The sequence below is a fragment of the uncultured Bradyrhizobium sp. genome, from assembly GCF_936928535.1.
Lineage (GTDB): Bacteria > Pseudomonadota > Alphaproteobacteria > Rhizobiales > Xanthobacteraceae > Bradyrhizobium.
Map to the genome: position 1 here is coordinate 163,899 of NZ_CAKZHY010000095.1, position 26,852 is coordinate 190,750.

The following is a 26,852-nucleotide window of genomic DNA, read 5'->3' on the forward strand; positions in this document are numbered from 1 at the left end:
GACCGAGGCAAACAAATGTTAGGTAAGCAACGCACTCATGGACGCGATCATCTACCACAATCCCGAATGCGGCACGTCGCGCACCACGCTTGCCACGATCCGCAATGCCGGGATCGAGCCCCACGTGATCGAATGTCTGAAGACGCCGCCGTCACGGGCGCTGTTGCGGCAGCTCATCGCCCGCATGGAGATTTCCGTGCGCGAGGCCATTCGCGAGAAAGCGGCGCCCTATGCCGAACTCGGGCTCGCCAACCCTGATCTGACTGACGACCAGCTGCTCGATGCGATGATGGCGCATCCAATCCTGATCAACCGGCCGATCGTGGTGACGCCGAAAGGCGGGAGGCCTTGCCGTCCCTCCGAGCTGGTGCTGGATCTCCTTCCCACGCCGCAACATCCAGGATGAACGATTTCGCGCGATCCATCGTTGCCGCATTCACGCTGATTGGCGAAGCCGATCCCGAGCTTCTCGGTATCGTCGCGCTGTCCGTCCGCGTCAGCCTGACGGCGAGCATCGTCGCGCTGCTGATCGGCGCTCCCTTTGGGGCTTTGCTCGCCATTAGCCGCTTCCGCGGACGGCAAGTCATCATCGTGCTGACCAATGCGCTGCTTGGGCTGCCGCCAGTCGTGGTCGGGCTTGCGCTTTATCTTCTGCTGTCGCGCTCCGGCCCCCTCGGCGCGGCCGGCCTGTTGTTTACGCCGACGGCCATGGTCATTGCACAGACGCTGCTCGCGACCCCGATCGTGGTCGCGCTGGTGCACCGGCCGGCGAGCCTGTTGTGGGCCGAATATGGCGACCTCGCGCGGATCGACGGCCTCTCGACGCTGCGCAGCATCGGCCTGTTGTTCGCGCTGGGGCGGACCTCGCTGCTGACGGCCTTCCTCGCCGCGTTCGGGCGTGCGATCGCCGAGGTCGGGGCCATCATCATCGTCGGCGGCAACATCAGCGGTTTTACCCGCACGATGACGACGGCGATCGCGCTCGAGACCAGCAAAGGCGACCTGCCGCTCGCGCTCGGGCTTGGACTGATCCTGCTCGCGCTCAGCGTCGCGGTCTCGACCGTCGCCTTCCTGCTAGTGGGACGCGTTGGGGAAAAATAGCTGCTCGCCGCCGACCTTGTAGCCGGCGATCGCATCCTGCCCCTTCTGAGAGATCAGCCAGTCGATGAAGGCCTGCCCGTCCTTCGCCTTCACGTCGGGATGCTTGTCCGGATTGACCAGCATGACGCCGTATTGGTTGAACAGCCGCTTGTCGCCCTCGGTCAGGATCGCAAGCTCGCCCCGGTTCTTGAACGACAGCCAGGTGCCGCGGTCTGACAGCAAATACGCATTCGACGAGGATGCCATGTTCAGCGCGGGGCCCATGCCCTGGCCGATCTCGCGATACCAGCTGCCCTTGCCGGCAGTGGGATCGACGCCGGCCTCCTTCCACAATCTCAGCTCGGCGGAATGCGTGCCGGACTTGTCGCCGCGCGAGATGAACGGCGCTTTTGCCGCTGCGATCTTGCGCAGCGCGTCGGCGACGTCCCTGTCGCCGGCGATCTTTGCGGGATCGCTCTTCGGACCGACGATGATGAAATCATTGTACATCACGTCGAAGCGCTTCACGCCCTGCCCTTCCGACATGAACTTGTCTTCGGCCGGCCTGTCATGGACGAACACCACGTCGGCATCGCCGCGCCGCCCGATATCGAGCGCCTGGCCGGTGCCGACCGCAACGACCTTCAGCGCGATGCCCGCGGCCTTCGAGAACAGTGGCAGCAGATAGCCGAACAGGCCGGACTGCTCCGTCGACGTCGTCGAGGCCACGGTGATGCTGCGGTCCTGCGCCATTGCGCATGTCGACCAAATCAGGACCGCTGCGATGGCGGCAAGCTTCTTCATGGCGGCGTCCTCACTCCAAAGTGCTTCAAAATAGGCGGGAAGGAAGGCGCGGGAAAGCCCTATGCGATGGCCCTGTGGACGAGGTCACATTGGACAATCCGACCGCCGAGGCGGTGCCTTGTCGCATGCGGGCTCCCGAAACTGCCTAAAGAGCGCTTCACGCCCGCTTCACCTCTGTTGAACCCCGCGTGAACCGCCCCGCGAACGTGTAATGGCGCGGAATATCGCACGTTCCAGCCGATCTCTGGGATGGAAACATTTGGAGCATCCCATGACAAAGACGAACATCATTGCGGCCTTGCGGATCATGTTGTCGCTTGCGATCGCCGGTCCGGCGCAGGCCTGGCCCGGACCGTCCTCAAGTGTCGCTTGCGCATGGGACGGCGAGCCCGGCGACTGCGAAGCACTCACCCTGGCGCTCGTCCGCAAGCATGCGCCGGCGCATCAGCACGGCCGCGAACTGGAGCACGCTGTCATGCCGTTTGCGTCGTCGCATCAGCCCGATCACGACGAGGAACCGCTTGCATCGATGCATTTCGAATGAACGCCGTGGCGTGGGGGCTGTGCAGATGTTCTGCAATTGGTCCCGCCTCAATTGACAGGGGCGTGACAGAAGGGGCAGTTTTTCACATTGCTGGCGAATCAGCTGAAGCCCACGGCCCTGAGTACCTCTTGGACAACTCCCAGTGCTTTCGAGACTGATATCGTTGCTGAGCCGCATTCCTGCGGTGAAATGGGCGTTCAACCGGCTTCGGCCCATGCCGCGCAGCGGCAGCATCGATGCGGCGCAGATCGCCGTTGATGAGCAGCCCGCTGTCGTCGCGATCGCCGAGATGGCTCCGACCGCCGAAACAATCGCCGACGAGATTTCATCCCCGGAGACGTTGACTGAAGTCGCGCCCGCCGTCGTCGAAGAGATTGCAGTTCCTTCGGTTGAGGTCGCGAGCGAACCGGTTGATGCGCTTGCACTGATCAGCAGCGATGCTCCGGCGCCCCCCTCAACGCTTGTAGAGCCCGACAACGTAGAAGAGGCTCCGGTCACGTCCGTCGAAACCGAAGCAATCGATGCTGCCGAGGTCATCAGTGGCCTCCCCGCAGAATTGCCGGCGAACGCCGAACCCGCAGTCGCGGAGGGAACCCCGGTCTGTTCTGCCGAAGTCGAAGCGATCGAACCTCCTGAGCCCGTCATCAGCAGCGATCCATCATCGGAAGACGATGCGGAGGTTGCGCCTGCTGTTGCAGAGCAGGCCCCTGTCTCACCGATCGAGGTGGAGTCCGTTCCGGTCAAGGCCTCCGAGCCTGTCATTGAAGACGGACCCGCATCCGTCGCTTCGGTAGAGATCGAAGCGGTCGCCCTCGACGAAACGCCCGCTGTCGTGGCCGACACCGACTTCGCGGCGCCTGCCGTCGCCGAGGTCAGGATCGAGAGCGCGCCGGCGCCGAGCGTCGTGACGGAGATCGAGCCGGTCGTCGCAAGCGATCCCGCACCCGTCGTGGCCGAAATCGCTGAGGACGCGATCGTCGACGCAGCTGTCGTCGCCGCACAGGTTGAGGCTCCTGCGGCGGCCGCACCGAAGAAGTCTCGTCCAAAGGTCGTCGAGCCCGCCGACCGCGCCGCGTTGATCCGGCAACGTTGGGCCGAGACCGGGATCAGGATGTGGAATCCGCGGCTGCACGGCACCGGGGATGCGACGCTCAACATCCAGGGTCGCATCGGGCTGCTGCCGCCCGAGCCCGGCGAGACCATGCCGCGTTACGACAAGCTGGAATTCAAGATGCTCGGCGGACAGATCGTGTGCGAGGGCGTCATCGTCGAGGCGCCCGCGCACGCCGGTCAGCGCAGCTTTACCCGGCTCGCCGAGCCGCGCGGCGCCGATCGCAGCCGTGAGCCGGCCCGGGAACGCCAAGCCGCCCTCGCCTGATCCTTTTCCTCTGCGACGATCATCATCCTCATGCTAGGTTGACGCTGGTTAGGGGAGATCGCATGTCCGCGAGATTGTCGAGCGTGGTCCTAATCGTCGCGTTCTGTGTTTCCCAAGGCGCGCTTGCTGCATCCCACAAGCGGCTGCGCCACGTGCATTCCGCGGAGCCTGCCACCGATCCGGTGGCCCCTTACAAGGCCGTCAGACTCTCCTCTTCGCGTGGCCAGACGATCCTCGACACGCCCGGCCAGACCACCGTGCTGACGCGGCAGGTGCTCGACGACATGAACGCGAGGAGCTTGCGCGACGCCATGCGCTCGACAGCCGGCGTGACCATCGGGCGCTGAGCATCGCGCGCCATGCTCAAATCGGACAGCAACCATTATTCCTCGTATGAAGTAGAATTTTTCGAACGCCGGGCGGTTGCTGCCGCAGCGCGCAGCATCTAGCGTGCGGCTGGTCGATCCGCGCAACGCCGCGGTCGCAACGACAACAACATCAGGGAGGACAATCCATGAGAAAGCTCGCGGCCACGCTGTGCGCGCTGGCGCTCTTCGCGCCTGCCGCACAGGCGCAGACCATCAAGGATTTTCTGGCGCAGGTCATGGTGAAATGGACCGCGCCGTTCGAGCCGTTCCAACTGATCGACAACATCTACTATGTCGGCACCGACGGCATTGCCGTCTACGTCATCAAGACGTCGCAAGGCCTGATCCTGATGGACACCGCGATGCCGCAGTCGACAGGCATGATCAAGGACAACATCGCCAAGCTCGGCTTCAAGGTCGCTGACATCAAATACATCCTCAATAGTCACGCCCATCTCGATCACACCGGGGGCTTTGCCGAGATCAAGCAGGAGAGCGGGGCGCAACTGGTCGCCGGCGAGCGCGACAAGCCGTTGCTCGAAGGCGGCTATTATCCGGGCGACGAGAAGAACGCGGACCTGACCTTTCCGCCGGCCAAGGTCGATCGCGCGGTGAAGGAAGGCGACAAGGTCACGCTCGGCGACACCACGCTGACGGCGCACGCGACACCCGGCCACTCCCCGGGCTGCACCAGCTGGGAGATGACGGTGAAGGACGGCGGCCAGGACCGCCAGGTGCTGTTCTTTTGTAGCGGCACCGTGGCGCTGAACCGGCTGGTGGGACAACCGACCTATCCTGGCATCGTCGACGATTATCGCTCAACCTTCGCCAAGGCCAAGGCGATGAAGGTCGACGTGCTGCTCGGGCCGCATCCGGAAGTCTATGGCATGCAGAACAAGCGCGCGCAGCAGATCAAGAGCGAGACGCCGAACCCCTTCGTCAAGCCGGGCGAGCTTGTCACCTACGTCACGGGCCTGTCGGAGGATTTCGACAAGGCGCTCGCCAAGCAGACGGCTGCGCTGCAGGCCGCGAAGTAGGGCGGTTGGTTCACCTCTCCCTAACGGGAGAGGTGACTCGAACCCGGTACAGCAGCCGCGGCGATACGCCGCTCTCGCACCCATGGTTATCGGAACGTAGCGGCGATCGTTTCCAACGATCTGCCGCGCGAAACGGTGCCCACGTCCACCGCACATCCTTAACAGTCTCTCACCGATACACGCGGGCTGCCAATTCGACCGCGGCGCACAACCGTAACTAGGGTTCCGGAAGGGAACCAATCTAACGCGCTCTTTACCCCCGCCATGCAAGATCGCCTTCGTTTTTGAAGGTATTTGGGGCGCGTCTTGCTATGCCTGCCGTCAATTTGAGAGCCTACTTCGCCGCCGCGATGCAGCTGTTTCGGGTGTCCGACGATCCGGACCTGACGCGCGCGCAGTTCGACGCCTTCTCCAAGCAGATCCCGCTGCTCTACTTCATTCTGATCAGCAACACGATCGCGGTGGCCTATACCTACGTCAACGTCGCGCCGGACTGGTTGACGATGATCGTCCCGAGCGTGCTGACGCTGCTCGCGGCACTTCGCACGTTCTGGTGGCTGCGCCAACGTCATCTCGTGCGCAGCGATGCCGACATCCTGCGCAACCTGCGCGCCACGAACTGGTTGACGCTGCCCACGGCCGCCGGCTTCACCGCCTGGTCGTTCGCGCTCTACCCTTACGGCGATCCCTTCGCCAAGAGCCAGGTCGCGTTCTACATGGCCGTGACCGTGATCGGCTGCATCTTCTCGCTGATGCATCTGCGCTCGGCTGCGCTGATCGTGACGCTGATCGTCGACGTGCCCTATGTGTTGTTCTTCTGGGCGACCGGTGAACCGACGCTGAAGGCGATCGCGGTCAACAACCTCCTGGTCTCCGGCGCGATGGTCACGGTGCTGTTCATCTATTACCGCGACTTCGCCGATCTCGTCGCGAACCGAAAATCGCTGCTGGTGCAGCAGGCAGCGACGCAGGCGCTGTCGGACGAGAACTTCCGTCTCGCCAATCTGGATTCTCTCACCGAGCTGCCGAACCGCCGCCGCTTCTTTGCCGAACTGTCGAGCGCCTTCAACGACGCCGAGCGCAGGCATGTGAGCGTCGCGGTCGGCATCATCGACCTCGACGGCTTCAAGCCGATCAACGACAATTACGGCCATTCGGTTGGCGACCGCGTCCTGATCGAGGCCGGCCGTCGCATCCGCGAAGTCTGCCAGGGGTTTGGTCCGCAGCGGGTGGAGTTCGCGCGCCTCGGCGGCGATGAGTTCGGTCTCGTGGTCTGCGGCGACCCCGAGGACGCCGACCTCGAGCGGCTTGGCGAACGCATCTGCGAGCAGGTCAAGTTGCCCTACCAGCTCGACACCGCCCACACCGGCCTGTCATGTTCGATCGGCTTTGCGCTATACCCACGCTCGGCGTCGACGGCGGAAGCGCTGTACGAATGTGCCGACTATTCGCTCTACCACGCCAAGCGTCATCTGCGCGGCCGCACCGTGATCTTCTCGAGTGAGCACGAGGCCGAGATCCGCAGTCGCGGCGTCATCGAGACCCTGCTGCGCACGGCCGATTTCGGCACCGAGATGGACCTGATGTTCCAGCCGATCGTCGATGCCATGAGCGAGCATACCGCAGGCTTCGAGGCGCTGGCACGCTGGCAAAGCCCCCGCCTCGGCCGGGTCTCGCCGGCCGACTTCATCCCTGCCGCCGAGCGCATCGGCCTGATCCGCCCCCTGACGCAGGCGCTGCTGGTGCGCGCGCTCGCGACCGCCAGGAATTGGCCGGACCACACCCGCCTGTCGTTCAATCTCTCAGCCCACGACATCTGCTCGCCTGACGGCATCCTGCCGCTGATCGCCATCATCGAAAACAGCGGCGTGCCGCCGCGCCGGCTCGACTTCGAGATCACCGAGACCGCCGTCACCTTCGACTTCGTGCGTGCACAGCAGTCGATCGCGGCGCTGAAAGCCATGGGCTGCGGTATTTCGCTGGACGATTTCGGCACCGGCTATTCGTCGCTCAGCCACGTGCATCGTCTGCCCCTGGACAAGCTCAAGATCGACCGCAGCTTCGTCGCCGACATCAACGACAATCCGGTCAGCCACAAGATCATCAAGTCGCTCACGGGCCTGTGCGACGACATGGAGATCGCCTGCGTGGTCGAGGGTGTCGAGACCCGCGCCCAGCTCGACAGCCTGCGCCGCCTCGGCTGCGATTTCGTGCAGGGCTATTACTTCGCAAAACCCATGCCGGGCCCGGCGATCGAGGACTACCTCGCCAAGGAGCGCGAGCGCCTTGACCACGGCGCAGCCAAGGTCGTGGCCTGAGCCGGACTAGCCGCCCGGCTATCTCGAGAGGCTCGGCAGATCGAGCCCCTTGTCACGGGCGCAGTCGATCGCGATGTCGTAGCCCGCGTCCGCATGGCGCATGACGCCACTGGCCGGATCATTCCAGAGCACGCGCTCGATGCGCCTGGCGGCTTCCGGCGTGCCGTCGGCAACGATCACCATGCCAGCGTGCTGCGAATAGCCGATGCCGACGCCGCCACCATGATGCAGCGAGACCCAGGTCGCGCCGCTGGCGCAATTGAGCAGCGCGTTGAGCAGTGGCCAGTCGGACACGGCATCCGAGCCGTCCTTCATCGCCTCGGTCTCGCGGTTGGGGCTCGCCACCGAGCCGCTGTCGAGATGATCGCGGCCGATCACCACAGGCGCCTTCAGCTCGCCACGCGCCACCATCTCATTGAACGCAAGGCCAAGGCGATGACGATCGCCAAGCCCGACCCAGCAGATCCGCGCCGGCAAGCCCTGGAACTTGATGCGCGCCTTCGCCATGTCGAGCCAGTTGTGCAAATGCTTGTCGTCGGGCATCAGCTCCTTGACCTTGGCGTCTGTCTTGAAGATGTCTTCAGGGTCGCCTGACAACGCAGCCCAGCGGAACGGCCCGACGCCGCGGCAGAACAGCGGCCGGATGTAGGCGGGCACGAAGCCGGGGAAATCGAAAGCGTTCTTCAGGCCCATGTCCTGCGCCATCTGTCGGATATTGTTGCCATAGTCTAGCGTCGGAATGCCCTGCGCATGGAAATCCAGCATGGCCTGGACGTGCTCGACCATCGAGGTCTTGGAGGCGCGCTCCACCGCCTTCGGGTCCGAGGCGCGCTTGGCCTCCCAATCGGCCAGCGTCCAGCCCTTTGGCAAATAGCCGTTGATCGGATCATGCGCGCTGGTCTGGTCGGTGACGATATCAGGCTTGACGCCGCGTCGGACCAGCTCCGGGAAAATCTCGGCGGCATTGCCGAGCAGGCCGACTGAAACTGCCTTCTTCGTTGTGGCGGCGTCCGCCATGAGCGCAAGGGCTTCGTCGAGCGTGGCCGCCTGCCGATCGAGATAGCCGGTGCGCAGGCGCATCTCGATGCGGCTCGGCTGGCATTCGACCGCGAGCATCGAGGCGCCGGCCATCGTCGCGGCCAGCGGCTGCGCACCGCCCATGCCGCCGAGGCCGGCAGTGAGAATCCATTTTCCTGCGAGGCTTCCCCCGTAGTGCCGACGGCCGACCTCGACGAAGGTCTCGTAAGTGCCCTGCACGATGCCCTGGCTGCCAATGTAGATCCAGGAGCCTGCGGTCATCTGGCCGTACATCATCAGCCCCTGGCGATCGAGCTCGTTGAAATGATCGAGTGTAGCCCAGTGCGGCACGATGTTGGAGTTCGCGATCAGCACGCGCGGGGCATCGGCATGAGTGCGGAAGATGCCGACCGGCTTGCCGGATTGCACCAGCAAGGTCTGGTCGCTCTCGAGCTTACGCAACGCGTTCGTGATCCGATCAAAACTCTCCCAGTCGCGCGCGGCGCGACCGATGCCGCCATAGACCACGAGCTCGCTCGGACGCTCGGCGACATCAGGATCGAGATTGTTCATCAGCATGCGCAACGGTGCTTCCGTCAGCCAGCTTTTGGCGCTGATCTCGCTGCCACGGGGCGCGCGGATGGTGCGGTCATTGTCCAGTCGGTGGTTCATGCGGAACACCCTTAGTCAGCCTTGTTCAGTCAAGTCTTGTTCAATCAAGTCTTGTTCAATTAAGTCTTGGAAACGGATCAGATGAGAGCGTCGTGAGCGCGGCAGCCGGCAGTGCATCGGCATCGATCAGCGTCGCTGCCTTGGCAAGATCGCCGGCCATGTAGCGGTCGGCCCCAAGGGCGGGCACCTGCTCGCGCAGTTTGTCGATGACTGCGATGAGCGGCGCGCTGGTCGTGTGCGGTGCGCGCAGCGTGATGCCTTGGGCAGCGGCCAGAAGCTCGATACCGAGAATGGACGCGAGATTGTCGGCCATGTCGGACAGTCGTCGTGCGGCATGCGCGGCCATGGAGACATGGTCTTCCTGGTTGGCGCTGGTCGGCGTCGAATCGATCGAGCAGGCCGCGGCGCGCTGCTTGTTCTCGGCATAGAGCGCGGCCGCAGTCACCTCGGCGATCATGAAGCCTGAATTGATGCCGGGATCGGGCGTGAGGAATGGCGGCAGGCCAAAGTTGAGCGCGGGATCGACCAGCGTCGCGATCCGCCGCTCGCTGATCGCGCCGATCTCCGACAAGGCCAGGGCAATCGTATCGGCAGCAAAGGCCACCGGCTCGGCATGGAAATTACCGCCGGAGATGATCTCGCCGGTCTCGACCAGCACCAGCGGATTGTCTGTGACCGCATTGGCCTCGATGATCAAGGTGCGCGCGGCCTGAATGATCACGTCGAGCGCGGCGCCAGCGACCTGCGGCTGGCAGCGCAGGCAATAGGGATCCTGCACGCGCTCGTCGCCTTCGAGATGCGACAGGCGGATATCGCTGCCGTCGAGCAGCGCGGTCAGCGTTGCGGCCGCAGCGACTTGCCCGGGAAGACCGCGCAGGGCCTGGATCTCGGGACGGAACGGCGCGGTCGAGGCCATGGCGGCATCGACCGACAGGGCACCAGTGACCAACGCCGCACGGGCGAGACGAAATGCACGCAGCACGCCTGCGATGGCATAGGCCGTCGAGAACTGCGTGCCGTTGATCAGCGCGAGCCCCTCCTTGGGACCGAGCGTCAGTGGCGCGAGCCCGGCAGCGGCGAGCGCCTCCCGGCCCGATACAACCCTGCCGTCGACGATCGCCTGCCCCTCGCCGATCATCACAGCGGTCATATGCGCGAGCGGCGCGAGATCGCCTGAGGCACCGACGGAGCCTTGCTGTGGCACCATTGGGTACACGCCTCGCGCCAGCATGGCTTGCAGCTGCTCGATCAGCTCGCGGCGCACGCCGGAGGCGCCCCGTCCGAGCGAGATGATTTTCAGCGCCATCATCAGCCGCACGATCGGCTCGGGCGTCGCCGGACCGACGCCGCAGCAATGCGAGACGATGAGGTTGCGTTGGAGCAGCGCAGTCTGGTCCGGCGGGATGCGTTTCGAAGCCAGCTTCCCGAAGCCGGTATTGATACCGTAAACGGGCGCGGCGCCGAGCGCCGCCTTCGCAACGATCTCCGCAGCCGCCTCAACGCGCGGCCAGACCGATTGATCGAGCACGACAGCAGAACCCGCAAGCACGCGCCCAAGATCGTCAAAGCTCACCAGTCCAGGCTTGACGACGATCGCTGTGCCCTGCTCGGTCACTGCCCCCTCCAGACACGGCGATGCAGCGGATTGAATCCGATGCGATAGACCAGCTCCGCGGGGCGCTCGATGTCCCAGATTGCGAGGTCGCACCATTTGCCGGCCTCTAAAGTGCCGGTCTCGTCGAGCACGCCGAGCGCCCGCGCGCCTTCGCGGGTGATACCTGTGAGGCATTCGGCAACAGTCATCCGGAACAGCGTCGCGCCAATGTTCATGGCGAGCAGCAGCGAAGTCAGGGGCGAGCTGCCGGGATTGCAGTCGGTCGCGAGCGCCATGGCAACGCCGTGCTTGCGGAACAGCTCGATCGGCGGCTTTTGCGTTTCCCTGATGAAGTAGAACGCGCCCGGCAGCAGCACGGCCACCGTGCCAGCTCTTGCCATCGCGGCCGCGCCGGCCTCGTCGGTATGCTCGAGATGATCGGCCGAAAGCGCGGAGAATTGGGCGGCGAGCGCAGCGCCGCCGAGGTTCGACAGCTGGTCGGCGTGAAGCTTGACCCGTAGCCCGAGCGCCGTCGCCGCCGTGAACACCCGTGCTGTCTGCTCGGCCGAGAACGCGATGCCCTCCATGAAGGCGTCGACGGCATCGGCCAATCCAGCCTCTGCGACGGCCGGCAGCATCTCCCTGCAGACGAGATCGATGTAGCGATCCTTGTCGCCACCGGCTTCCACCGGCAGTGCATGCGCGCCGAGGAAGGAGGTTCGGATCGCAACCTTCCGCACACGGCCAAGGCTGCGGGCGGCAGAAAGCTGGCGTATCTCGGTCCCGGTATCGAGACCATAGCCGGACTTGATCTCGACCGTGGTGGCGCCCTCGCCGATCAAAGCATCTAGCCGCGGCAACGCGCTTGCGATCAGTTCCGCCTCACTCTCTTTGCGCGTCGCGGCCACGGTGGAAACGATGCCGCCGCCGGCGCGCGCGATCTCCTCATAGCTCGCGCCCTTCAGGCGCAGCTCGAATTCGTGCGCGCGGTTGCCGCCATAGACGAGATGGGTGTGGCAATCGACGAGGCCGGGCGTGATCCAGCGCCCCTCGCAATCGATCCACTGGATCGCGTCGACATCGCCGGGAAACTCTGCCGCTGCGCCGGCATAAATGATGTGGCCGCCGCGCGTGGCAATCAAACCGCGCTCGATCTCGCCGAGATCGGGACGGTCGGCCCGCATGGTCGCGAGCCGGGCGTTATGCCAGATCCGGTCGAAGCGCTCTGCCATGCCACTGTCCCTTCGCGAAGTCCCTGCGCCCTGGGATGCTTGACTTATATGTCTAGACATATAATCGTAAGCTGGTTCTGTCCAGCCGGCGTGCAATCAATCATGACCCGACTGCATTTCGCCTCCGCGCTCCTGCCCTCGGGCTGGGCCAATGACGTGCAGGTGGTGATCACCGCTGGCGCGATCGCGGCGGCGACGCCTGATGTGACACCTGCTGCCGGCGATGAGCGCCACGCCATTGCGCTTCCGGGGCTTGCGAGCCTGCACAGCCACGCCTTCCAGCGCGGCATGGCCGGACTTGCCGAGCTGCGCGGCGACACAGCCGACACGTTCTGGACCTGGCGCGAGACGATGTATCGCTTCGCGCTGGCGATGACACCCGACGATGTCGCCGCCGTCGCCACGTTGCTTTATGTCGAGATGCTGGAGCAGGGCTTTACCCGCGTCGGCGAATTCCATTATCTGCATCACGACCGCGACGGCGCGCACTACGCTGATCCCGCCGAGATGGCCTCGCGCATCGCGCAGGCTGCCGAGGCCTCAGGCATCGGCCTGACGTTGCTGCCGAGTTTTTATGCGCGCGGCTCGTTCGGCGGCGCGGCGCCGCATGGTGGTCAGCGCCGCTTCATCAATTCGGTCGATCAGTTCGCCAAGCTGATGGCGGCCTCGTACAAGGCGATCGCAGACTTGCCAGGCGCCAATATCGGCATCGCGCCGCATAGTCTGCGCGCGGTGGCGCCGGACGAGCTCGCGGCGATCATTCCGCTCGCCAATGGCGGGCCGGTGCACATTCATGCCGCCGAGCAGATGAAGGAAGTCGAGGATTGCCTGGCCTGGTCGGGACAGCGGCCAGTGCAATGGCTGCTGGAGCACGCGCCAGTCGACCAACGCTGGTGCCTCATTCATGCGACGCACATGACGGACCAGGAAATCAACGCATTCGCCAGGACCGGCGCGGTCGCAGGCCTCTGCCCTGTGACCGAAGCAAGCCTCGGCGACGGCATCTTTCCCGCGCGCGAATTTATCGACGCCGGCGGTTCGTTCGGCATCGGCACCGACTCCAACGTGCTGATCGGTGTCGCGGATGAGTTGCGCCAGCTCGAATATGGCCAACGGCTCAAGCATCGCGCGCGCAACGTGCTCTCTGGTGGCGCCGGCCGTTCCACCGGCCGTACGCTGTTCGACAATACCCTTGCGGGCGGCGCACGGGCACTGGCGCAACCGACAGTCGGCCTTACCCCGGGCGCGCGGGCCGACATCGTCACGCTCGACGCCGCGCATCCATCGCTGGCCGGACGGGCGCGCGACGCGGTGATCGACGGCTGGATCTTTGCCGCCGGTGGCGGCGCGATCGATTGCGTCTGGGCCGGCGGCAACAAGGTCGTCGAAGGTGGCCGACACAGGCTGCGCCAATCCGCCCGTGAGCGCTTCAACATTGCGATGCGGAGGCTTGTCGCATGAGCCTCGCGACCGATGCGTCCGACAAGCCGACGCTCTACAAGCGCATCCGCGCCGATATCGAAAAGCGCATCCTGACCGGCGAATGGCCGCCCGGACATCGCATTCCGTTCGAGCACGAGCTGGTCGCGCGCTATGGTTGCTCGCGCATGACGGTGAACAAGGCGCTGTCCGAACTCGCTCAGGCCGATCTGATCGAGCGGCGCCGGCGCGCCGGCTCCTTCGTGCGCCGGCCGCAACATCAATCGGCCGTGCTCAAGATCGCGGACATCCGCGCCGAGATCACCGCGCTGGGCCGCGGCTACGGCTATGAGCTGATCAGCCGCAAGCTGCGCGCGGCGACCGCAGCCGACCGCGAACGGCTCGGCGTCAAGAAAGCCGGCAAGGTGGTCGCGATCTCCTGCCGCCACAGCGCCGACAAGGTGCCATTCGCCGTCGAGGACAGGCTGATCGATCTGTCATCCGTGCCATCTGCGGCATCAGCGGATTTCTCGCGCGAGCCGCCCGGCTCGTGGCTGCTTCATCATGTCCCATGGACGGAGGCCGAGCATACGATCAGCGCGATCGTTGCGGATGATCGCACGGCGGAGGCGCTCGACATCGCGGTCGGCGCGCCCTGTCTCGTGATCGACCGCTATACCTGGCGCAGCGCGCGCACAATCACCGCGGTGCGCCTGCTCTATCCCGGTGACTCTCACCGCCTTGTCGCGCGATTCAAGGGAGGATGAGAGAACAATGTCGGCGCAAATCGTGCAGCGCTTTCCCCAACGGTCCGCAGGGGCCGACAGAGATCAACAGGACGTCAAACCATCTGGGCAAGAGGACGACAATCATGCGTAGTTCGACAGTACTTGCGACCATCATTGCAATCGCGGCCGCCACGCCCGCGCTCACCGACGACGTCAAGGTCGGCGTCGGCATCTCCGGATGGACCGGCTTTGCGCCGCTGACGCTGGCGAAGGAAGCCGGGATCTTCAAGAAGCACGGTCTCGACGTCACCATCAAGAAGATCCCGCAGAAGGACCGCCACCTCGCCATTGCCTCCGGCGACGTACAGTGCGCGGCAACGACGGTCGAGACCTGGATCTCCTGGAACGCCAACGGCGTTGCGACCAAGCAGATCTTCCAGCTCGACAAGAGTTTTGGCGCCGACGGCATGGCCGTGCGCAACAACGTCACGTCGATCAAGGAATTGAAGGGCAAGACCGTCGCGGCGTCCGCGCCCGGCACCTCGCCCTATTTCGCGCTGGCCTGGATGCTGAAGAAGAACGGGCTCACGGTGAAGGATGTCACCGTCGTCAACCTCGAGCCGGCCGCCGCCGCGCAGGCCTTCGTCTCCGGCCAGAACGATGCCGCGATGACCTATGAGCCTTATCTGTCGACCGTGCGCGCCGCACCCGACAAGGGCAAGATCATCGCGACCACGCTGGACTATCCGATCGTGATGGACACGTTCGGCTGCACGCCGAAGTTCCTCAGCGAGAACCCGAAGGCGGCGCAGGCGCTGGCCGACAGCTATTTCGAATCGCTCGACATGATCGCCAAGGACCAGGCCAAGTCCTATGAGATCATGGGTGCCGACGTGAAGCAGACCGGCGAGCAGTTCGGCAACTCGGCAAAATATCTGCGCTGGCAGGACAAGGCCGCGAACCAGAAGTTCTTCGCGGGCGACTTCCTCGCCTTCAACAAGGACGCCACCGAGCTGCTGCTCGAGATGGGCATCATCAAGTCGGCGCCGAAGGTCGAAGACCTCTTCGACGCCAGCTTCATCAAGTAAGCTCCGACAAGCTGCCGGTCCCTCCGCACGGCGGGACCGGCGCATGATCGACTACACTCGGATCAACTATCGATGCGTCCTCTGGATTCCGTGACATCGAAGCAGCGCGTGGCCTATGGCCTCGCCTTCTTCGTGCTGTTCGTCGCCCTCTGGTCCTGGGCGACCTTCGGCGGCCATGTGTCAAAGACCTTTCTCGCCAATCCGTTGACCATGGTGCAGGAAGGCTATGACCTCCTGACCAAGCAGGGTTTTGTCTACGACATCGGCATGACGATCTGGCGCGTCGTCGGCGGCTTTGCGCTCGCCGCAATCATCGCCGTGCCGCTCGGCGTGCTGATGGGCGCCTACAAGCCGATCGAAGCTTTTCTCGAGCCGTTCGTCTCCTTTGCACGCTATCTCCCGGCCTCCGCCTTCATTCCGCTGCTGATCCTGTGGGCCGGCATCGGCGAGTTGCAGAAGCTGCTCGTCATCTTCATCGGCTCGGTGTTCCAGGTCATCCTGATGGTCGCGGTGACCGTCGGCGCCACGCGGCGCGATCTGGTGGAAGCCGCCTATACGTTAGGTGCCAGCGACCGTGGCATCATCCGCCGCGTGCTGCTGCCCTCCTCCGCGCCCGAGATCGCGGAGATCCTGCGGCTGGTGCTGGGCTGGGCCTGGACCTATGTCATCGTCGCCGAGTTGATCGGCTCCTCCTCGGGCATCGGCCACATGATCACCGACAGCCAGGCGCTGCTCAGCACCGGTCAGATTATCTTCGGCATCATCGTGATCGGCCTGATCGGCCTGCTCTCGGACTTCATGTTCAAGGCCTTCAACGCCTGGCTGTTTCCATGGAGGCTCGCATGACGATCCTCAAGATCGAGCAGGTCTCGCGCACCTTCCCGGCGCGCCACGGCAACGCGCCGACAAGGGCGCTGGAGCCGACCGACCTTGTGATCGGCAACAACGACTTCGTGACCATCCTCGGCCCCTCCGGCTGCGGCAAGTCCACGCTGCTGCGCATCGTCGCCGGCCTCGACCGGCCGACCGGCGGGCGCGTCACGCTCGATGGGCGCGAGGTCACCGGCCCGGGCGCCGATCGCGGCATGGTGTTCCAGTCCTACACGTTGTTTCCCTGGCTCACCGTGCGCGAGAACATCGCCTTTGGTCTTCGCGAGCGCGGCGTGCCGGAGGCGGAGCGCAACAAGGTCGCGGACGGCTTCATCCGCCAGGTTGGGCTTGCCGGCTTCGAGAACCATTGGCCGAAGCAGCTTTCCGGCGGCATGCAGCAGCGTACAGCGATCGCGCGTGCGCTCGCTAACGATCCAAAGATCCTGCTGCTCGACGAGCCCTTCGGCGCGCTGGACAATCAGACCCGCGCGCTGATGCAGGAGATGCTGCTCGGCATTTGGGAGCGTGACCAGAAGACGGTGCTGTTCGTCACCCACGACATCGAGGAAGCGATCTTCCTCGGCAGCCGCGTCATCGTCATGAGCGCGCGTCCCGGCCGCATCAAGGCCGAGATCACCGTGGACCTGCCGCATCCGCGCTCCTACAAGATCAAGACCACGCGGGAATTCGTCCAGCTGAAGGAACGGCTGGTCGAGGAAATCCGCACCGAGGCGCTGAAGGTTGCCGAACATGCCTGATACCCATCCCCGCGCCAATGGCGAGCGCGTCCTGGCCGACCTCAATGCGCTCCGTGCGCTGGGCACCTACAAGACCGGCGTGCACAAGCCGACGTTCTCCGAACCGCACAAGCAATCGCTGGACTGGCTGGTGCGGAAGCTACCCGAGGCCGGGCTCGCCGGCGCGATCGACGGTATCGGCAACATCCTTGGCACCAGCGCGAAATCCGGACCGAAGCTGCTCGCCGGATCGCACCTCGAAAGCCAGAATTACGCCGGCTGGCTCGATGGCCCGCTCGGCGTCGTCTATGCGCTCGAAGCCGCGCGCGTGCTCAATGGCGATGCTTCCGTGAAGGGCGCGGTCGAAGTCGCCGCGTGGGTTGACGAGGAGGGGCACTTCGGCAGCTTCCTCGGTTCGCGCTCTTATGTCGGTCAGGTCACCGAGGCCGAGATCGACGCCGCGCGCGACCGCACCAACGGACGCAGCATGCGCGACGCGCTTCTCGACATGGGGCTCGCCGGGCGTCCGCGTGTTGCGGCCGAGCCGGGCCGACACGTCGGCTATCTCGAGGCGCATATTGAGCAAGGCGACACGCTCGAAAGCAGCAACCTTGCGATCGGCGTCGTGACCTCCATCGTCGGCATCTGGCAATACCGCGTCATTTTCACCGGCGAGCAAAACCACGCCGGCACTACGCGCATGGCGGTGCGCAAGGATGCGGGGCTGGCGCTGGCAAAGTTCTGCGTGGCCATCGACGAGCGTTTCCCGGCCGCATGCGGGCCTCGCACGGTCTGGACCACGGGCCGCATCACGCTCGATCCGGGCGCGCCGAGCATCATTCCCGGCGGCGCCGAGATGCTGTTCCAGATCCGCGACGACGATCCTTCTGTGATCGCGCCGTTGGAAGAGTTGCTGCGGACCATGGCGGACGAGGTCAGCGCCAAGGGTCCCTGCACCGTCGCCGTGGAGAAGATCCGCACCGGCGCGCCTGCGATGATGAACACCGAGTTCCAGGACGCTATCGAGGCCGCAAGCAAGGCGCTTGCCGGCGGACGATCGCTGCGGATGCCGAGCGGCGCCGGCCATGATGCGCAGATGCTGGCAACCATCATGCCGGCGGGCATGCTGTTCGTCCCGTCGATCGGCGGCATCAGCCACCACTGGACCGAGAACACGGCGGACGCGGACATCATCACCGGCGCCGAGGTCTTCGTCGACGCCTGCCGGCGGATTCTCGCTGGCTAGAACGACGTTCCACCCGCTGACACGCGGACGCTCATCCTTGATCCACCACGCACTCCGCACCATCGATGACGTATGCGGCGTGCCGAAAATCCCTGATGGTCGCCAGCTTGTCGGCCGACCAGTTCAGCAGCACGAAATATTTCGGCCGCCCGTTCAGCTCGCTTGGATCGAACACCAGAATCGCGGGACGTCCATCGACCTGCCCGGTCACCAGATGCCAGTTGTTGATCTTTGAATAATTGCCGAAGTAAGTCGACACCGCGGCCTTGCCTTTCAGCCTGGTGCGGTTGACGAGCTCGAGCCTGACGTCGTCGGCGATCATGGCGCGGATCGCGTCGAAGTCGCGCGCATTGAAATGGCCGACATAGGCGTTGAGCCGCGCCCGATCGGTTTCCGACAGGCCCGGCTGCGGTGCGTCGTCCGGCTCCGCAGCGAGCTCACGCAGCTGCGTGCGCCCGCGATTAAGCGCGGCCTTCACCGCCGGCAGGCTGAAATCCATGATGTCGCAGACCTCGGCAAGCGAGCAGCCGAGCACGTCCATCAGGATCACGCTCGACCGCTGCGCCACCGGCAGCCGCATGAAGGTACGCAGACTGGTCGCAGCGATCTGGCGGCTTTCCACGTCATCGAGCTGCCCGGCGATCATGTCCACCTCCTCAGCCGAATGCAGCGCCTCCTGCCGGTTACGGCGACGCAGGAAATCCAGCGCGGTGTTGTGCGCGATGCGGAACAGCCAGCCTTGCGGATTGACGACGGGCGAGGCTGACTGCAGCGCAGCCATCGCCTTGATGAGCGCATCCTGCAACACGTCCTCACCGTCGATGACCGAGCCAACCATGCGGGCGCAGTAGCGATGCAACTGCGGCCGCATCCGCGCCAACAGGGCCTCGATGTCGACGGCAGCCGCCGGATCTGTCGCCATTGCTCCTCCGCCTCGCCTGGTCAGGACCCGTCCAGCATACGGTAATTGCCGACGATCCTCACGTCACGAACCACCGGCGGCTCCGCGCAGCGATCCCGGATGCCGTCCTGGAACACCTGAAACGCCCTAAGCTTCGGGATCGGGCTCGAGCCGTCCTCCGCCGCGCCCTCGACCAAATGGATGAAGGTGTCGTCCTCCAGCCGCAGCGTCAGATAGCGCACGCCATCGGGCGCCGCCGCCTTCAATTCCGCAAATACGGCCGCAACCAGCTCGGCGTTCCGATCGGCCAGCTCCGGCTTGACCCTGTATCTGATCAGCGTTCTTCTCATTACGCGCTCCTCAGCTTGTGTTGCGACCCAGTTGCTCATCACGCGCCATCGTCGACTTTAGCATGAGCTTCCCGGATGTCCGGGGTCCCGATTTGCCGGATCAAGCTCGCGTCAATGGCCGCGTCACCCCAAAAGACGCTTTCCAGCCGCCAAAGGATTCGGTCCGCAAAAGATTATTTCCGGACGCACCCTTTGCCCCATCGACCTCGTCTAGCCCGCAGAACGCGCCGCGACAGGGCGGCGCGACGCAGGGAGAGAGGGCGATGCAGACCCCGACCAATCGCGCCGAGAAGAACTGGGTCCTTGGCGTCACCGCGCTGGCATCCTTCATGATGGCGCTCGACGCCATGATCATTACGACCGCATTCGCCTCTATCCGTACCGAATTCGGCAGTCCGGTCGAAACGCTGCAATGGACCGTCAACGCCTTCAACCTGATCTTCGCCGTCCTGCTCCTGACCGGCGCCGCGCTCGGCGATCGCTTCGGCCGCCGCCGCATGTTCGCGACCGGGATCGCGCTGTTCGTCGTTGCATCGGCGGCCTGTGCGCTGGCAGGCAGCGCCTCCGCGCTGATCGCTGCCCGCGCGCTGCAAGGCGCCGGCGCCGCGCTCGTGATGCCGCTGGCGATGGCGATCCTGAGCGGCACGTTCGGCCGGGAGGAGCGCGCCCGCGCGCTCGGCATCTTCAGCAGCATCACCGGCTGCGCGCTGATCATCGGCCCGGCCATCGGCGGCTTCATCACCGAACATTTTGGCTGGCGCTGGGTATTCTGGATCAACCTGCCGATCGGCTTGATCGCAATCGCGCTGGTGCTGGCACGGTTGCGCGAAAGCTTCGGGCCTTCTGCCGCACTGGACATCCCCGGACTGTCGCTCGTCGCTCTCGCGGCACTCGCGCTAGTCTGGAGCCTGTTGCGCGGCAATGCCGTCGGGTGGGCGAGGCCGAGATCATGGGCACGCTGATGTCAGGCCTGGTGTTCACGGCCGGCTTCGTGCTTTGGGAATTGCGCGCCGTCGCGCCGATGGTGCCGATGCGGCTGTTTGCGTCGCGTGCCCTCGCCGCCGGCATGTCGGCGAGCGTGCTGTTCTACGCTGCGATGTATGGCGTCCTGTTCCTGCTGCCACAGTTCCTGCAGACGACGCTGGGCTTCGATGCCTTCGGCGCCGGACTTCGCCTGCTGCCCTGGACTGCGACGCTGTTCGTCACCGCACCCATAGCCGGCGCGGTCGTCAACAGGCTCGGCGAGCGGCCGCTGGTGGTGATGGGATTGCTGATGCAGGCGATCGGCCTTGGCTGGATCGCGGAGATTGCGAGTCCTGCGTTGGCCTATTCCGCTCTGGTGGCGCCGCTCGTGCTGGCGGGCGTCGGCGTCTCGATGGCGATGCCGGCCGCGCAAAACGCCATCCTAGGCTCGGTCGCGATCGCCGAAATGGGCAAGGCGTCCGGCGTCTTCAACATGGGCCGCTTCCTCGGCGGCATGTTCGGCATCGCCGCACTGGTGGCCAGCTTCTCGGCCCACGGCGGGGCCTACTCGGCCGCGCATTTCGACGGTGGATTTGCCGCGGCGATGCGCCTTGCGGCAACGCTGTCGCTGGCAGGCGCGATCGCGGGATTCTTCCTGCCGGCACGGCGACGGGCCGCCGTCGCAGCCGCGCCGCAAGATGCGTGACGCGCGCAACGCCGGAGGTTCGCTGTCAGGGCTTACCGCTGACGCGCTTTTCAAGCTGCAACGTCCGCTCGACCAAGTCATCCAATTCAAACGATTGGGAGTCGAGAAACGCGACGGACCCGTTGTTGGGGTCAGCAGCCAGACGGTGGGTCTGGCTCAAATGATGTTTGAGCCAGGTCCTTTGCTCTTGCTGCAATTGCGCCCGCGTCATGTCCGCGGAGCTGTGCATCAGGGCCTGATAGGCGGCATTCAGCCTCGCGTCCCACTTATCGATCTCGGCTTTGCCGCAATCCAGCATTTTAGAGGAAACGCCGTCGGCTTGAGCCACGCACGCATCGAACTCCGCACTCTGCTGCGCGCTTGCAGAAAATGTGACGAGATAGAGGGCGGCTGCCAAAACGGGAGCTGACTTCCAGAACATCCTAGCGGTCTCACTCGTCGATCCGACGAAACCTAGCCCGCGCGTTATGGCTATTTCGCGACGACTTTAAAGGCAAGGGCACTGGGCACCGAGCGCCCAGGCAGGCTATTGTAGATCGATCACTCTTCCAGCACACGGTGGGGATGAAACGTCGATCGGATGGGGATCGTCGGGACTGACCGCGACGCCGACTGGATGATCGGGTCAGTCCAGCTTGATCCAGACCCCCTTCGTGTTCAGGTACTCGTCGAGCTGTTCGGTACCGCCCTCACGGCCATATCCGCTCATCTTGTAGCCGCCGAAGGGCAATGCAGGATCGATGGCGTGGTAGGTGTTCACCCAGACCGAGCCCGCGCGCAGGCTGCGCGAGACGATGTGGGCCTTGCTCACGTCGCGGGTAAAGACACCCGCCGCAAGCCCGTATGGCGTCGCGTTGGCCCGCTCCACGGCTTCATCGAGCGTATCGAACGGCAGCGCGGAGATGACTGGACCAAAGATTTCGTCACGGGCGATCTGCATATTGTCGGAGACACCGGCGAACACGGTCGGTTCGACGAAATTGCCCTTGGCGAGACTTCCTTCTCTCAACCGCCGGCCACCGGTCACGACCTTCGCGCCCTCGTCACGTCCGCTTCGCAGGAAGCCTTCGACCTTGTCGAGTTGCCGCGCGGAAACAAGGGGGCCAATCTCCGTCGTAGGATCAGCGCCATCACCGATCTTCAGGCCCGAGGCGAATTTCGCCAGCCGCTCGACTAACTCGTCATGGATCTTCCGCTCGACGAACAAGCGTGACCCGGCGATGCAGATCTGGCCCGAATTCGCGAATGCCGCCATCGCTGCAATCGGAACAGCCTTGTCGAGGTCGGCGTCGGCGCAGACGATGACCGGCGACTTTCCACCAAGCTCGAGAGACACCCGCTTGAGGTTGCCGGCAGAAGCACGGATGATGGCCTGCCCGGTCGCCGTGGATCCCGTGAAGACGATCTTGTCTACGCCGGGATGTTCGGCCAAAGGCGCACCAGCCTCGGGACCGGTTCCGGTGACGACGTTGACGACGCCCGGTGGCACGCCCGCCTCGTTCATCAAATCTGCGATCAGGAGCGGCGTCAGCGGCGCCTCTTCGGAGGGCTTGAGCACGATCGTGCAGCCGGTCGCCAGCGCAGGTCCGATCTTCCAGACCGACGCAGCCGTGGGCGCGTTCCAGGGAATGATCGCGCCGACGACGCCGACGGGCTCCTTCCGCGTGAACGAGACGATGTCGCCCGGGAGCGAATTATCGATCGTCTGGCCGTGAATCGCGGTCGCCATGCCGGCGTAATATCTGAGCATGCCGAGCACGCGCAGCTTGTTCGCCCGCGTCCTCACGATCGGCATGCCCATGTCCGCCGTGTCGGACTGGCTGATCTCCTCCCAGTGCTTCTCAACCAGATCGGCGATGCGCAGGAGCAGAACTTGCCGCTCGAACGGCTTGAAGCGGCTCCAAGGTCCCACGAAGGCCCGACGCGCGGCGGTCACGGCGATGTCGATGTCGCCGGAATCGCCACACGGGACACGCCCGATCACCTCACCCGTTGCCGGGTTGCGCGTCTCGAAGACTTGCCCCGAGCGGGCCTCAACCCACGCGCCATCGACGAACATCTTGCGAGTCCGGCCGTCCAGGGGAAATCGGATATCGATCTTTGTCATTCGCTCAGTCTTTCCTGTCTCAACACGCATTCCGGGTCTAGGCTGCTGGCATCGTCTTTCGAAAGAGCCGCGCCAAGTCGGAAATATAGGCTTGACCATGGCCGCTCTCGACCACGGCCGCAATGGCAGAGCCGACCCCCTTGGCGACGAGGGGCCAGAATCTTGATTTAGCGCAACGTGAATATCGATCGCCGGGGTCACCGTGCCTTTCTTGCCGAGGGTGGGGATGACGATATGTATGCGATGGTCCTATCCGCACGCGGCGGGCCGCTAGTGCTCCAACAACGACCGGACCCCACACCTGGTCCGGGCGAAGTCCGCGTCAAGGTCGGTGCCTGTGGTGTTTGCCGTACCGATCTGCACGTCGTCGACGGTGACCTTCCCGATGTTCCCTATCCAATTGTTCCAGGCCATGAGGTCGTCGGCCGTGTCGACGCAGTGGGAGACGGCGTTACGGATCTGGTGCCGGGAATGCGCGTCGGCGTTCCCTGGCTCGGATACACCTGCGGTGAGTGCTTCTACTGCCGCGCAGATAAGGAAAACCTCTGCGACCACCCCAAATTCACCGGCTACACGCGCGATGGCGGCTTCGCGAGTCACCTGGTCGCCAATGCCCGATATTGCTTTCCGCTCGGCGAGCAGGGTGATGATGCTGCCATCGCGCCGCTGCTCTGTGCTGGCCTGATCGGCTGGCGATCTCTGGTGATGGCCGGCGAAGGGAAAACGTTGGGCATTTACGGCTTCGGAGCGGCCGGTCATATCATCGCGCAAGTCGCCCGAGCCCAAGGCCGATCGATTTACGCGTTCACCCGCAGCGGTGATCGAGACGCACAGCACCTGGCCCTCTCGCTTGGCGCGGCTTGGGCCGGCGCGTCCGAAGATGAGCCGCCGTCCGAATTGGACGCAGCCATCATATTTGCACCGATCGGCGCGCTGGTGCCGCTTGCCTTGCGCGCCGTGAGAAAGGGTGGCCGCGTCGTTTGCGCCGGCATTCACATGTCAGATATTCCAACGTTTCCCTATAATATCCTTTGGGGCGAGCGGCAGGTCATATCGGTCGCAAATCTCACACGCCAAGACGGCATCGATTTCCTCTTCACGGCGGCGAAGGCTGACATCCACACACACACGACGATATTCCCGCTCACCGAGGCCAACGAAGCGCTCGCCTGCTTACGAGACGGCAAGCTCCTTGGTGCCGCGGTGTTGTGTCCATAAGCGCGACGACTGCGGTTCACATAGATGGCCAGGATCATTCAGGCCTGGACGGCGATCAGATACTTTGTTGGTAAACCTGCTCGCGGTGGACTTCCCGACCGCTTTCGTCGATGACGACGATCCGCAGATCCGGATTACCCGCGGGCCTTTCCAAGCGCACCTTTTCTGCCAGTCGCTTGCTGTGTGCAATCGCAGCGCCGTCACTCGCCAATTCCACGCCCACCTCGTCCCGCTTGGGAACGCCGTCCTTCATGTCGAAGTAATAGGTGCGCATCGGCGCGATCCAGGTCTCGGTTCGATCTATTAACAGGGAAAGAAAAAGCCGCCGAGACTTGGGGGGCGCCTCGGCGGCGACTTGGGGGACGTAGCCGTGGGGCTGGCTACGTGAAGAACAATCTAGGCCGGCTTGCATGGTCCCTGCTTGATCAGGATCAAATCCGGATCGACTACGATTGGCTCCTGGAATCGCTCGCCAACCTGCCCATTGCGGCATTCACCAGATGCTCCCCGCGGTCTGAGAACAACGGGCGCACCTTGTCGCGCGAGGTCGCGCCGCTGCCCGCCTTAAAGAACAGCCGGACCGTGCTCATGCGGCGACCGGCTGGTTTCTTTCGGCACTCTTTGCAAGCAGCGGAGAAAATTGCTCTGCAGTCACCGTTTCATTTGCAATCAGGAGCTCAACACCGGCGTCAAGGTCGGCGCGCCGCCTCTGCAGAATATCCCGGGCACGGCTGTCACCCTCCTCGATCAGGTTCCGCACCGCGAGGTCGATCTCGCGACCGGTGGCTTCGGCGGCGGTGACCACCGCATCCTGGGCCGCGAGGAATGCTTGAGGCTTGGGCGCATAGGTGCGCTGCCCGACCACCTCATCCATGCCGTATTTGGTGACCATCTCGATAGCGACTTCGGTCGCGCGCTGAAGATCATCGGCGGCCCCTGTCGAAATCGCGCCGTCGAAAATCAAGCGCTCCGACGCCCGCCCACCCATCAGCACGGCAATGCGATTCTTCAGCTCCTCAATCGTCAGCAAGAACCTGTCTTCGGTCGGGCGCTGAATGGTGTACCCGAGCGCGCCGATCCCGCGCGGAATGATCGAAACCTTCTGCACCGGATCGACGCCGGGCAGACTCGCGGCCACCAGGGCATGCCCCATTTCGTGATAGGCCACCCTGCGCCGCTCGTCCTTGCCGAGGACCCTGCTCTTCTTCTCGACCCCGGCAACAATCCGCTCGATCGCGCTGACGAAATCGGCGAACGAGACTTCCTCTCCGCCCCGGCGGGTTGCGGCGATGGCAGCCTCGTTAATGAGATTGGCAAGATCGGCCCCGGTAAAGCCGGTCGTAAGGCCGGCCACCTTGTCGAGATCGACCCCCGCCCCCATCCGAATCTTGCGGACATGCACCTTGAGGATGGCCGTGCGCCCGATCTTGTCCGGCCGGTCGACGAGGACTTGTCGGTCGAACCGTCCCGCTCGCAGCAGTGCAGGATCCAGAATTTCCGGGCGGTTGGTGGCCGCCAGTAGAATGACGCCGGCGCTCGGGTCAAAGCCGTCGAGCTCCGAAAGCAGCTGATTGAGAGTCTGCTCCTTCTCGTCATGGCTCGCGAAGGACACCGGCCCGCGGCTGCGGCCGAGCGCATCGAGCTCGTCTACGAAAATGATGCAAGGAGAAGCTTTGCGGGCCTGTTCGAAGAGGTCTCGGACGCGGGCCGCGCCCACCCCGACGAACATTTCGACGAATTCGGAGCCCGAAATCGAGAAGAATGGAACGCCGGCCTCTCCGGCTACGGCGCGCGCCAGCAGGGTCTTTCCCGTTCCCGGCGGCCCAACCAGCAATATCCCCTTGGGCACATGCGCTCCCAGCCGGCCATAACTGGCGGGATCTCTCAGAAACGAAACCACTTCCTGAAGTTCGAATTTGGCCTCGTCGACACCGGCGACATCGGCGAAAGTGACCTTGATGTCCTTCTCGACATAGACCTTGGCACGGGACTTCCCGATCGCCATCAGCCCGCCGAAGCCCTGGCGGCCGCCCATGCTGCGCCCCGCCCAGTACCAGATCATGAAGAAGATGGCGACCGGGAAGATCCAGGACAACAAGCCTTGAAGGAGACCGCTTCCCGGAACGCCAGTTACGCTGACGCCTCTTGCCGCCAACTTCTCGGCCAAGGCCATATCAACTCGCGCCGTCACGAATGCCGATTTCCCGCCGGGAAGCGGCTCTTTCAGTTTTCCCTGAATCGTATCGGGACCAACCGAAACTTCGGTGATCTTGTCCTGGGCGAGCAACTGCTCGAACTGACTGTAGGGGATGGATTCGATGGAGTTGTAAGTCGTAGCAATGAATTGCAGGACGACGAGCAGCATGCTTCCCGCGAAGATGACGGCCATCGTTATCGTCTGCTTTCGCGAGATCTGATTGGAATCCAAGTCCGCCTCCCGTCCGGGTCAACTTCTTGAAATGCTAGTTTGGCCAA

Annotated in this window: 26 protein-coding genes; 16 read left to right on the top strand and 10 right to left on the bottom strand. The window is 64.2% G+C overall.

From position 1 onward, the window contains the following. The first annotated feature begins 37 nt into the window (after positions 1 to 37). Positions 38 to 406, top strand: coding sequence for an arsenate reductase (glutaredoxin) (arsC, locus tag Q0687_RS18235; RefSeq protein WP_298879279.1), 369 nt, complete (start codon positions 38 to 40; stop codon positions 404 to 406). Further along, on the top strand, positions 403 to 1,101 hold the full coding sequence (locus Q0687_RS18240) for an ABC transporter permease (RefSeq protein ID WP_298879281.1): 699 nt from the start codon (positions 403 to 405) through the stop codon (positions 1,099 to 1,101). Before arsC ends, Q0687_RS18240 begins: the two co-directional genes overlap by 4 nt. Here the strand turns inward: Q0687_RS18240 and Q0687_RS18245 are convergent. Further along, entirely contained in the window at positions 1,075 to 1,884 is an 810-nt protein-coding gene (locus tag Q0687_RS18245) for a substrate-binding domain-containing protein (protein WP_298879284.1), read from the bottom strand. The genes Q0687_RS18240 and Q0687_RS18245 overlap by 27 nt on opposite strands. 271 nt (positions 1,885 to 2,155) lie before the next feature. Between Q0687_RS18245 and Q0687_RS18250 the strand changes: the two genes are divergently transcribed. The 5 genes from Q0687_RS18250 (at position 2,156) to Q0687_RS18270 (ending at position 7,529) form a co-directional block, all read left to right on the top strand. Beyond that, positions 2,156 to 2,428 carry a hypothetical protein gene (locus Q0687_RS18250; RefSeq protein WP_298879288.1) on the top strand — a complete coding sequence of 91 codons (273 nt, stop codon included), beginning with the start codon at positions 2,156 to 2,158 and terminating at the stop codon, positions 2,426 to 2,428. Positions 2,429 to 2,591: 163 nt separating this feature from the next. Further along, the gene (locus Q0687_RS18255; protein WP_298879291.1) at positions 2,592 to 3,806 is read left to right on the top strand and encodes a hypothetical protein; all 1,215 of its coding nucleotides are present in this window, start codon (positions 2,592 to 2,594) and stop codon (positions 3,804 to 3,806) included. A 62-nt stretch (positions 3,807 to 3,868) separates the two neighbouring features. Next, entirely contained in the window at positions 3,869 to 4,153 is a 285-nt protein-coding gene (locus Q0687_RS18260) for a TonB-dependent receptor plug domain-containing protein (protein WP_298879293.1), read from the top strand. Between the two features lie 167 nt (positions 4,154 to 4,320). Then, a complete protein-coding gene (gene blaBJP, locus Q0687_RS18265; RefSeq protein WP_298879295.1) occupies positions 4,321 to 5,211 on the top strand; it encodes a BJP family subclass B3 metallo-beta-lactamase in 891 nt (296 codons plus the stop codon). 311 nt (positions 5,212 to 5,522) lie between these two features. Beyond that, positions 5,523 to 7,529, top strand: a complete 2,007-nt coding sequence (locus tag Q0687_RS18270; protein WP_298879297.1) for an EAL domain-containing protein — start codon at positions 5,523 to 5,525, stop codon at positions 7,527 to 7,529. 18 nt (positions 7,530 to 7,547) lie between these two features. Here the strand turns inward: Q0687_RS18270 and hutU are convergent, their stop codons facing one another. From hutU to hutI, 3 genes are read right to left on the bottom strand one after another with little or no spacing between them, the layout of a single operon-like run. After that, the gene (gene hutU / locus Q0687_RS18275) at positions 7,548 to 9,218 is read right to left on the bottom strand and encodes a urocanate hydratase (RefSeq protein ID WP_298879299.1); all 1,671 of its coding nucleotides are present in this window, start codon (positions 9,216 to 9,218) and stop codon (positions 7,548 to 7,550) included. Between the two features lie 55 nt (positions 9,219 to 9,273). Then, entirely contained in the window at positions 9,274 to 10,833 is a 1,560-nt protein-coding gene (gene hutH, locus Q0687_RS18280; protein WP_298879302.1) for a histidine ammonia-lyase, read from the bottom strand. Beyond that, complete coding sequence (hutI, locus tag Q0687_RS18285; protein ID WP_298879305.1) at positions 10,830 to 12,044, bottom strand: imidazolonepropionase; 1,215 nt, start codon at positions 12,042 to 12,044, stop codon at positions 10,830 to 10,832. The genes hutH and hutI overlap by 4 nt, the downstream gene beginning before the upstream one ends. Before the next feature lie 102 nt (positions 12,045 to 12,146). Here hutI and Q0687_RS18290 point away from each other — a divergent pair, with 102 nt between their 5' ends. From Q0687_RS18290 to Q0687_RS18315, 6 genes are all read left to right on the top strand, one after another. Further along, positions 12,147 to 13,505, top strand: a complete 1,359-nt coding sequence (locus Q0687_RS18290; RefSeq protein WP_298879308.1) for a formimidoylglutamate deiminase — start codon at positions 12,147 to 12,149, stop codon at positions 13,503 to 13,505. After that, complete coding sequence (hutC, locus tag Q0687_RS18295; RefSeq protein WP_298879310.1) at positions 13,502 to 14,230, top strand: histidine utilization repressor; 729 nt, start codon at positions 13,502 to 13,504, stop codon at positions 14,228 to 14,230. Before Q0687_RS18290 ends, hutC begins: the two co-directional genes overlap by 4 nt. A gap of 104 nt (positions 14,231 to 14,334) precedes the next feature. Next, positions 14,335 to 15,279 carry an ABC transporter substrate-binding protein gene (locus Q0687_RS18300; RefSeq protein WP_298879313.1) on the top strand — a complete coding sequence of 315 codons (945 nt, stop codon included), beginning with the start codon at positions 14,335 to 14,337 and terminating at the stop codon, positions 15,277 to 15,279. A gap of 72 nt (positions 15,280 to 15,351) precedes the next feature. Further along, positions 15,352 to 16,125 (top strand): ABC transporter permease, encoded by a 774-nt coding sequence (locus Q0687_RS18305; protein ID WP_298879316.1) that lies wholly within the window; start codon positions 15,352 to 15,354, stop codon positions 16,123 to 16,125. Further along, positions 16,122 to 16,907, top strand: a complete 786-nt coding sequence (locus tag Q0687_RS18310; protein WP_298879319.1) for an ABC transporter ATP-binding protein — start codon at positions 16,122 to 16,124, stop codon at positions 16,905 to 16,907. Before Q0687_RS18305 ends, Q0687_RS18310 begins: the two co-directional genes overlap by 4 nt. Beyond that, a complete protein-coding gene (locus tag Q0687_RS18315; protein WP_298879322.1) occupies positions 16,900 to 18,132 on the top strand; it encodes a Zn-dependent hydrolase in 1,233 nt (410 codons plus the stop codon). The genes Q0687_RS18310 and Q0687_RS18315 overlap by 8 nt, the downstream gene beginning before the upstream one ends. A gap of 31 nt (positions 18,133 to 18,163) precedes the next feature. Here Q0687_RS18315 and Q0687_RS18320 read toward each other — a convergent pair whose 3' ends face one another. Then, entirely contained in the window at positions 18,164 to 19,054 is an 891-nt protein-coding gene (locus Q0687_RS18320) for a sigma-70 family RNA polymerase sigma factor (protein WP_298879324.1), read from the bottom strand. Between the two features lie 20 nt (positions 19,055 to 19,074). Next, positions 19,075 to 19,383 (bottom strand): hypothetical protein, encoded by a 309-nt coding sequence (locus Q0687_RS18325; RefSeq protein ID WP_298879327.1) that lies wholly within the window; start codon positions 19,381 to 19,383, stop codon positions 19,075 to 19,077. 263 nt (positions 19,384 to 19,646) lie between these two features. On the opposite strand from Q0687_RS18325, the gene Q0687_RS18330 reads away from it, so the two are divergent. Further along, complete coding sequence (locus Q0687_RS18330; protein WP_298879330.1) at positions 19,647 to 20,345, top strand: MFS transporter; 699 nt, start codon at positions 19,647 to 19,649, stop codon at positions 20,343 to 20,345. Beyond that, positions 20,333 to 21,052, top strand: coding sequence for an MFS transporter (locus tag Q0687_RS18335; protein WP_298879333.1), 720 nt, complete (start codon positions 20,333 to 20,335; stop codon positions 21,050 to 21,052). The genes Q0687_RS18330 and Q0687_RS18335 overlap by 13 nt, the downstream gene beginning before the upstream one ends. 25 nt (positions 21,053 to 21,077) lie before the next feature. On the opposite strand, the gene Q0687_RS18340 is transcribed toward Q0687_RS18335, so the two are convergent. Next, the gene (locus Q0687_RS18340; RefSeq protein WP_298879336.1) at positions 21,078 to 21,473 is read right to left on the bottom strand and encodes a lysozyme inhibitor LprI family protein; all 396 of its coding nucleotides are present in this window, start codon (positions 21,471 to 21,473) and stop codon (positions 21,078 to 21,080) included. 204 nt (positions 21,474 to 21,677) lie between these two features. Continuing rightward, complete coding sequence (locus tag Q0687_RS18345) at positions 21,678 to 23,159, bottom strand: aldehyde dehydrogenase family protein (protein WP_298879507.1); 1,482 nt, start codon at positions 23,157 to 23,159, stop codon at positions 21,678 to 21,680. A 234-nt stretch (positions 23,160 to 23,393) separates the two neighbouring features. Here Q0687_RS18345 and Q0687_RS18350 point away from each other — a divergent pair, with 234 nt between their 5' ends. Continuing rightward, positions 23,394 to 24,377 carry a zinc-dependent alcohol dehydrogenase family protein gene (locus Q0687_RS18350; RefSeq protein WP_298879338.1) on the top strand — a complete coding sequence of 328 codons (984 nt, stop codon included), beginning with the start codon at positions 23,394 to 23,396 and terminating at the stop codon, positions 24,375 to 24,377. A gap of 55 nt (positions 24,378 to 24,432) precedes the next feature. Here the strand turns inward: Q0687_RS18350 and Q0687_RS18355 are convergent, their stop codons facing one another. Beyond that, positions 24,433 to 24,651 carry a hypothetical protein gene (locus tag Q0687_RS18355; RefSeq protein WP_298879340.1) on the bottom strand — a complete coding sequence of 73 codons (219 nt, stop codon included), beginning with the start codon at positions 24,649 to 24,651 and terminating at the stop codon, positions 24,433 to 24,435. Positions 24,652 to 24,963: 312 nt separating this feature from the next. Next, a complete protein-coding gene (gene ftsH, locus Q0687_RS18360; protein ID WP_298879341.1) occupies positions 24,964 to 26,805 on the bottom strand; it encodes an ATP-dependent zinc metalloprotease FtsH in 1,842 nt (613 codons plus the stop codon). Positions 26,806 to 26,852 lie beyond the last annotated feature (47 nt).

Excerpts from the sequence above, each read along its gene's own strand:
- Q0687_RS18335 (WP_298879333.1), top strand. The coding sequence starts at position 20,333 with ATGGGCACGCTGATGTCAGGCCTGGTGTTCACGGCCGGCTTCGTGCTT.
- hutU (WP_298879299.1), bottom strand. The coding sequence starts at position 9,218 with ATGAACCACCGACTGGACAATGACCGCACCATCCGCGCGCCCCGTGGC.
- Q0687_RS18270 (WP_298879297.1), top strand. The coding sequence starts at position 5,523 with ATGCCTGCCGTCAATTTGAGAGCCTACTTCGCCGCCGCGATGCAGCTG.
- Q0687_RS18315 (WP_298879322.1), top strand. The coding sequence starts at position 16,900 with ATGCCTGATACCCATCCCCGCGCCAATGGCGAGCGCGTCCTGGCCGAC.
- hutC (WP_298879310.1), top strand. The coding sequence starts at position 13,502 with ATGAGCCTCGCGACCGATGCGTCCGACAAGCCGACGCTCTACAAGCGC.
- Q0687_RS18350 (WP_298879338.1), top strand. The coding sequence starts at position 23,394 with ATGTATGCGATGGTCCTATCCGCACGCGGCGGGCCGCTAGTGCTCCAA.
- Q0687_RS18240 (WP_298879281.1), top strand. The coding sequence starts at position 403 with ATGAACGATTTCGCGCGATCCATCGTTGCCGCATTCACGCTGATTGGC.
- Q0687_RS18330 (WP_298879330.1), top strand. The coding sequence starts at position 19,647 with ATGCAGACCCCGACCAATCGCGCCGAGAAGAACTGGGTCCTTGGCGTC.
- arsC (WP_298879279.1), top strand. The coding sequence starts at position 38 with ATGGACGCGATCATCTACCACAATCCCGAATGCGGCACGTCGCGCACC.
- Q0687_RS18325 (WP_298879327.1), bottom strand. The coding sequence starts at position 19,383 with ATGAGAAGAACGCTGATCAGATACAGGGTCAAGCCGGAGCTGGCCGAT.
- Q0687_RS18310 (WP_298879319.1), top strand. The coding sequence starts at position 16,122 with ATGACGATCCTCAAGATCGAGCAGGTCTCGCGCACCTTCCCGGCGCGC.
- Q0687_RS18340 (WP_298879336.1), bottom strand. The coding sequence starts at position 21,473 with ATGTTCTGGAAGTCAGCTCCCGTTTTGGCAGCCGCCCTCTATCTCGTC.
- Q0687_RS18305 (WP_298879316.1), top strand. The coding sequence starts at position 15,352 with ATGCGTCCTCTGGATTCCGTGACATCGAAGCAGCGCGTGGCCTATGGC.
- Q0687_RS18290 (WP_298879308.1), top strand. The coding sequence starts at position 12,147 with ATGACCCGACTGCATTTCGCCTCCGCGCTCCTGCCCTCGGGCTGGGCC.
- Q0687_RS18300 (WP_298879313.1), top strand. The coding sequence starts at position 14,335 with ATGCGTAGTTCGACAGTACTTGCGACCATCATTGCAATCGCGGCCGCC.
- Q0687_RS18355 (WP_298879340.1), bottom strand. The coding sequence starts at position 24,651 with ATGCGCACCTATTACTTCGACATGAAGGACGGCGTTCCCAAGCGGGAC.
- hutI (WP_298879305.1), bottom strand. The coding sequence starts at position 12,044 with ATGGCAGAGCGCTTCGACCGGATCTGGCATAACGCCCGGCTCGCGACC.
- Q0687_RS18345 (WP_298879507.1), bottom strand. The coding sequence starts at position 23,159 with ATGACAAAGATCGATATCCGATTTCCCCTGGACGGCCGGACTCGCAAG.
- blaBJP (WP_298879295.1), top strand. The coding sequence starts at position 4,321 with ATGAGAAAGCTCGCGGCCACGCTGTGCGCGCTGGCGCTCTTCGCGCCT.
- Q0687_RS18260 (WP_298879293.1), top strand. The coding sequence starts at position 3,869 with ATGTCCGCGAGATTGTCGAGCGTGGTCCTAATCGTCGCGTTCTGTGTT.
- Q0687_RS18320 (WP_298879324.1), bottom strand. The coding sequence starts at position 19,054 with ATGGCGACAGATCCGGCGGCTGCCGTCGACATCGAGGCCCTGTTGGCG.
- Q0687_RS18245 (WP_298879284.1), bottom strand. The coding sequence starts at position 1,884 with ATGAAGAAGCTTGCCGCCATCGCAGCGGTCCTGATTTGGTCGACATGC.
- Q0687_RS18250 (WP_298879288.1), top strand. The coding sequence starts at position 2,156 with ATGACAAAGACGAACATCATTGCGGCCTTGCGGATCATGTTGTCGCTT.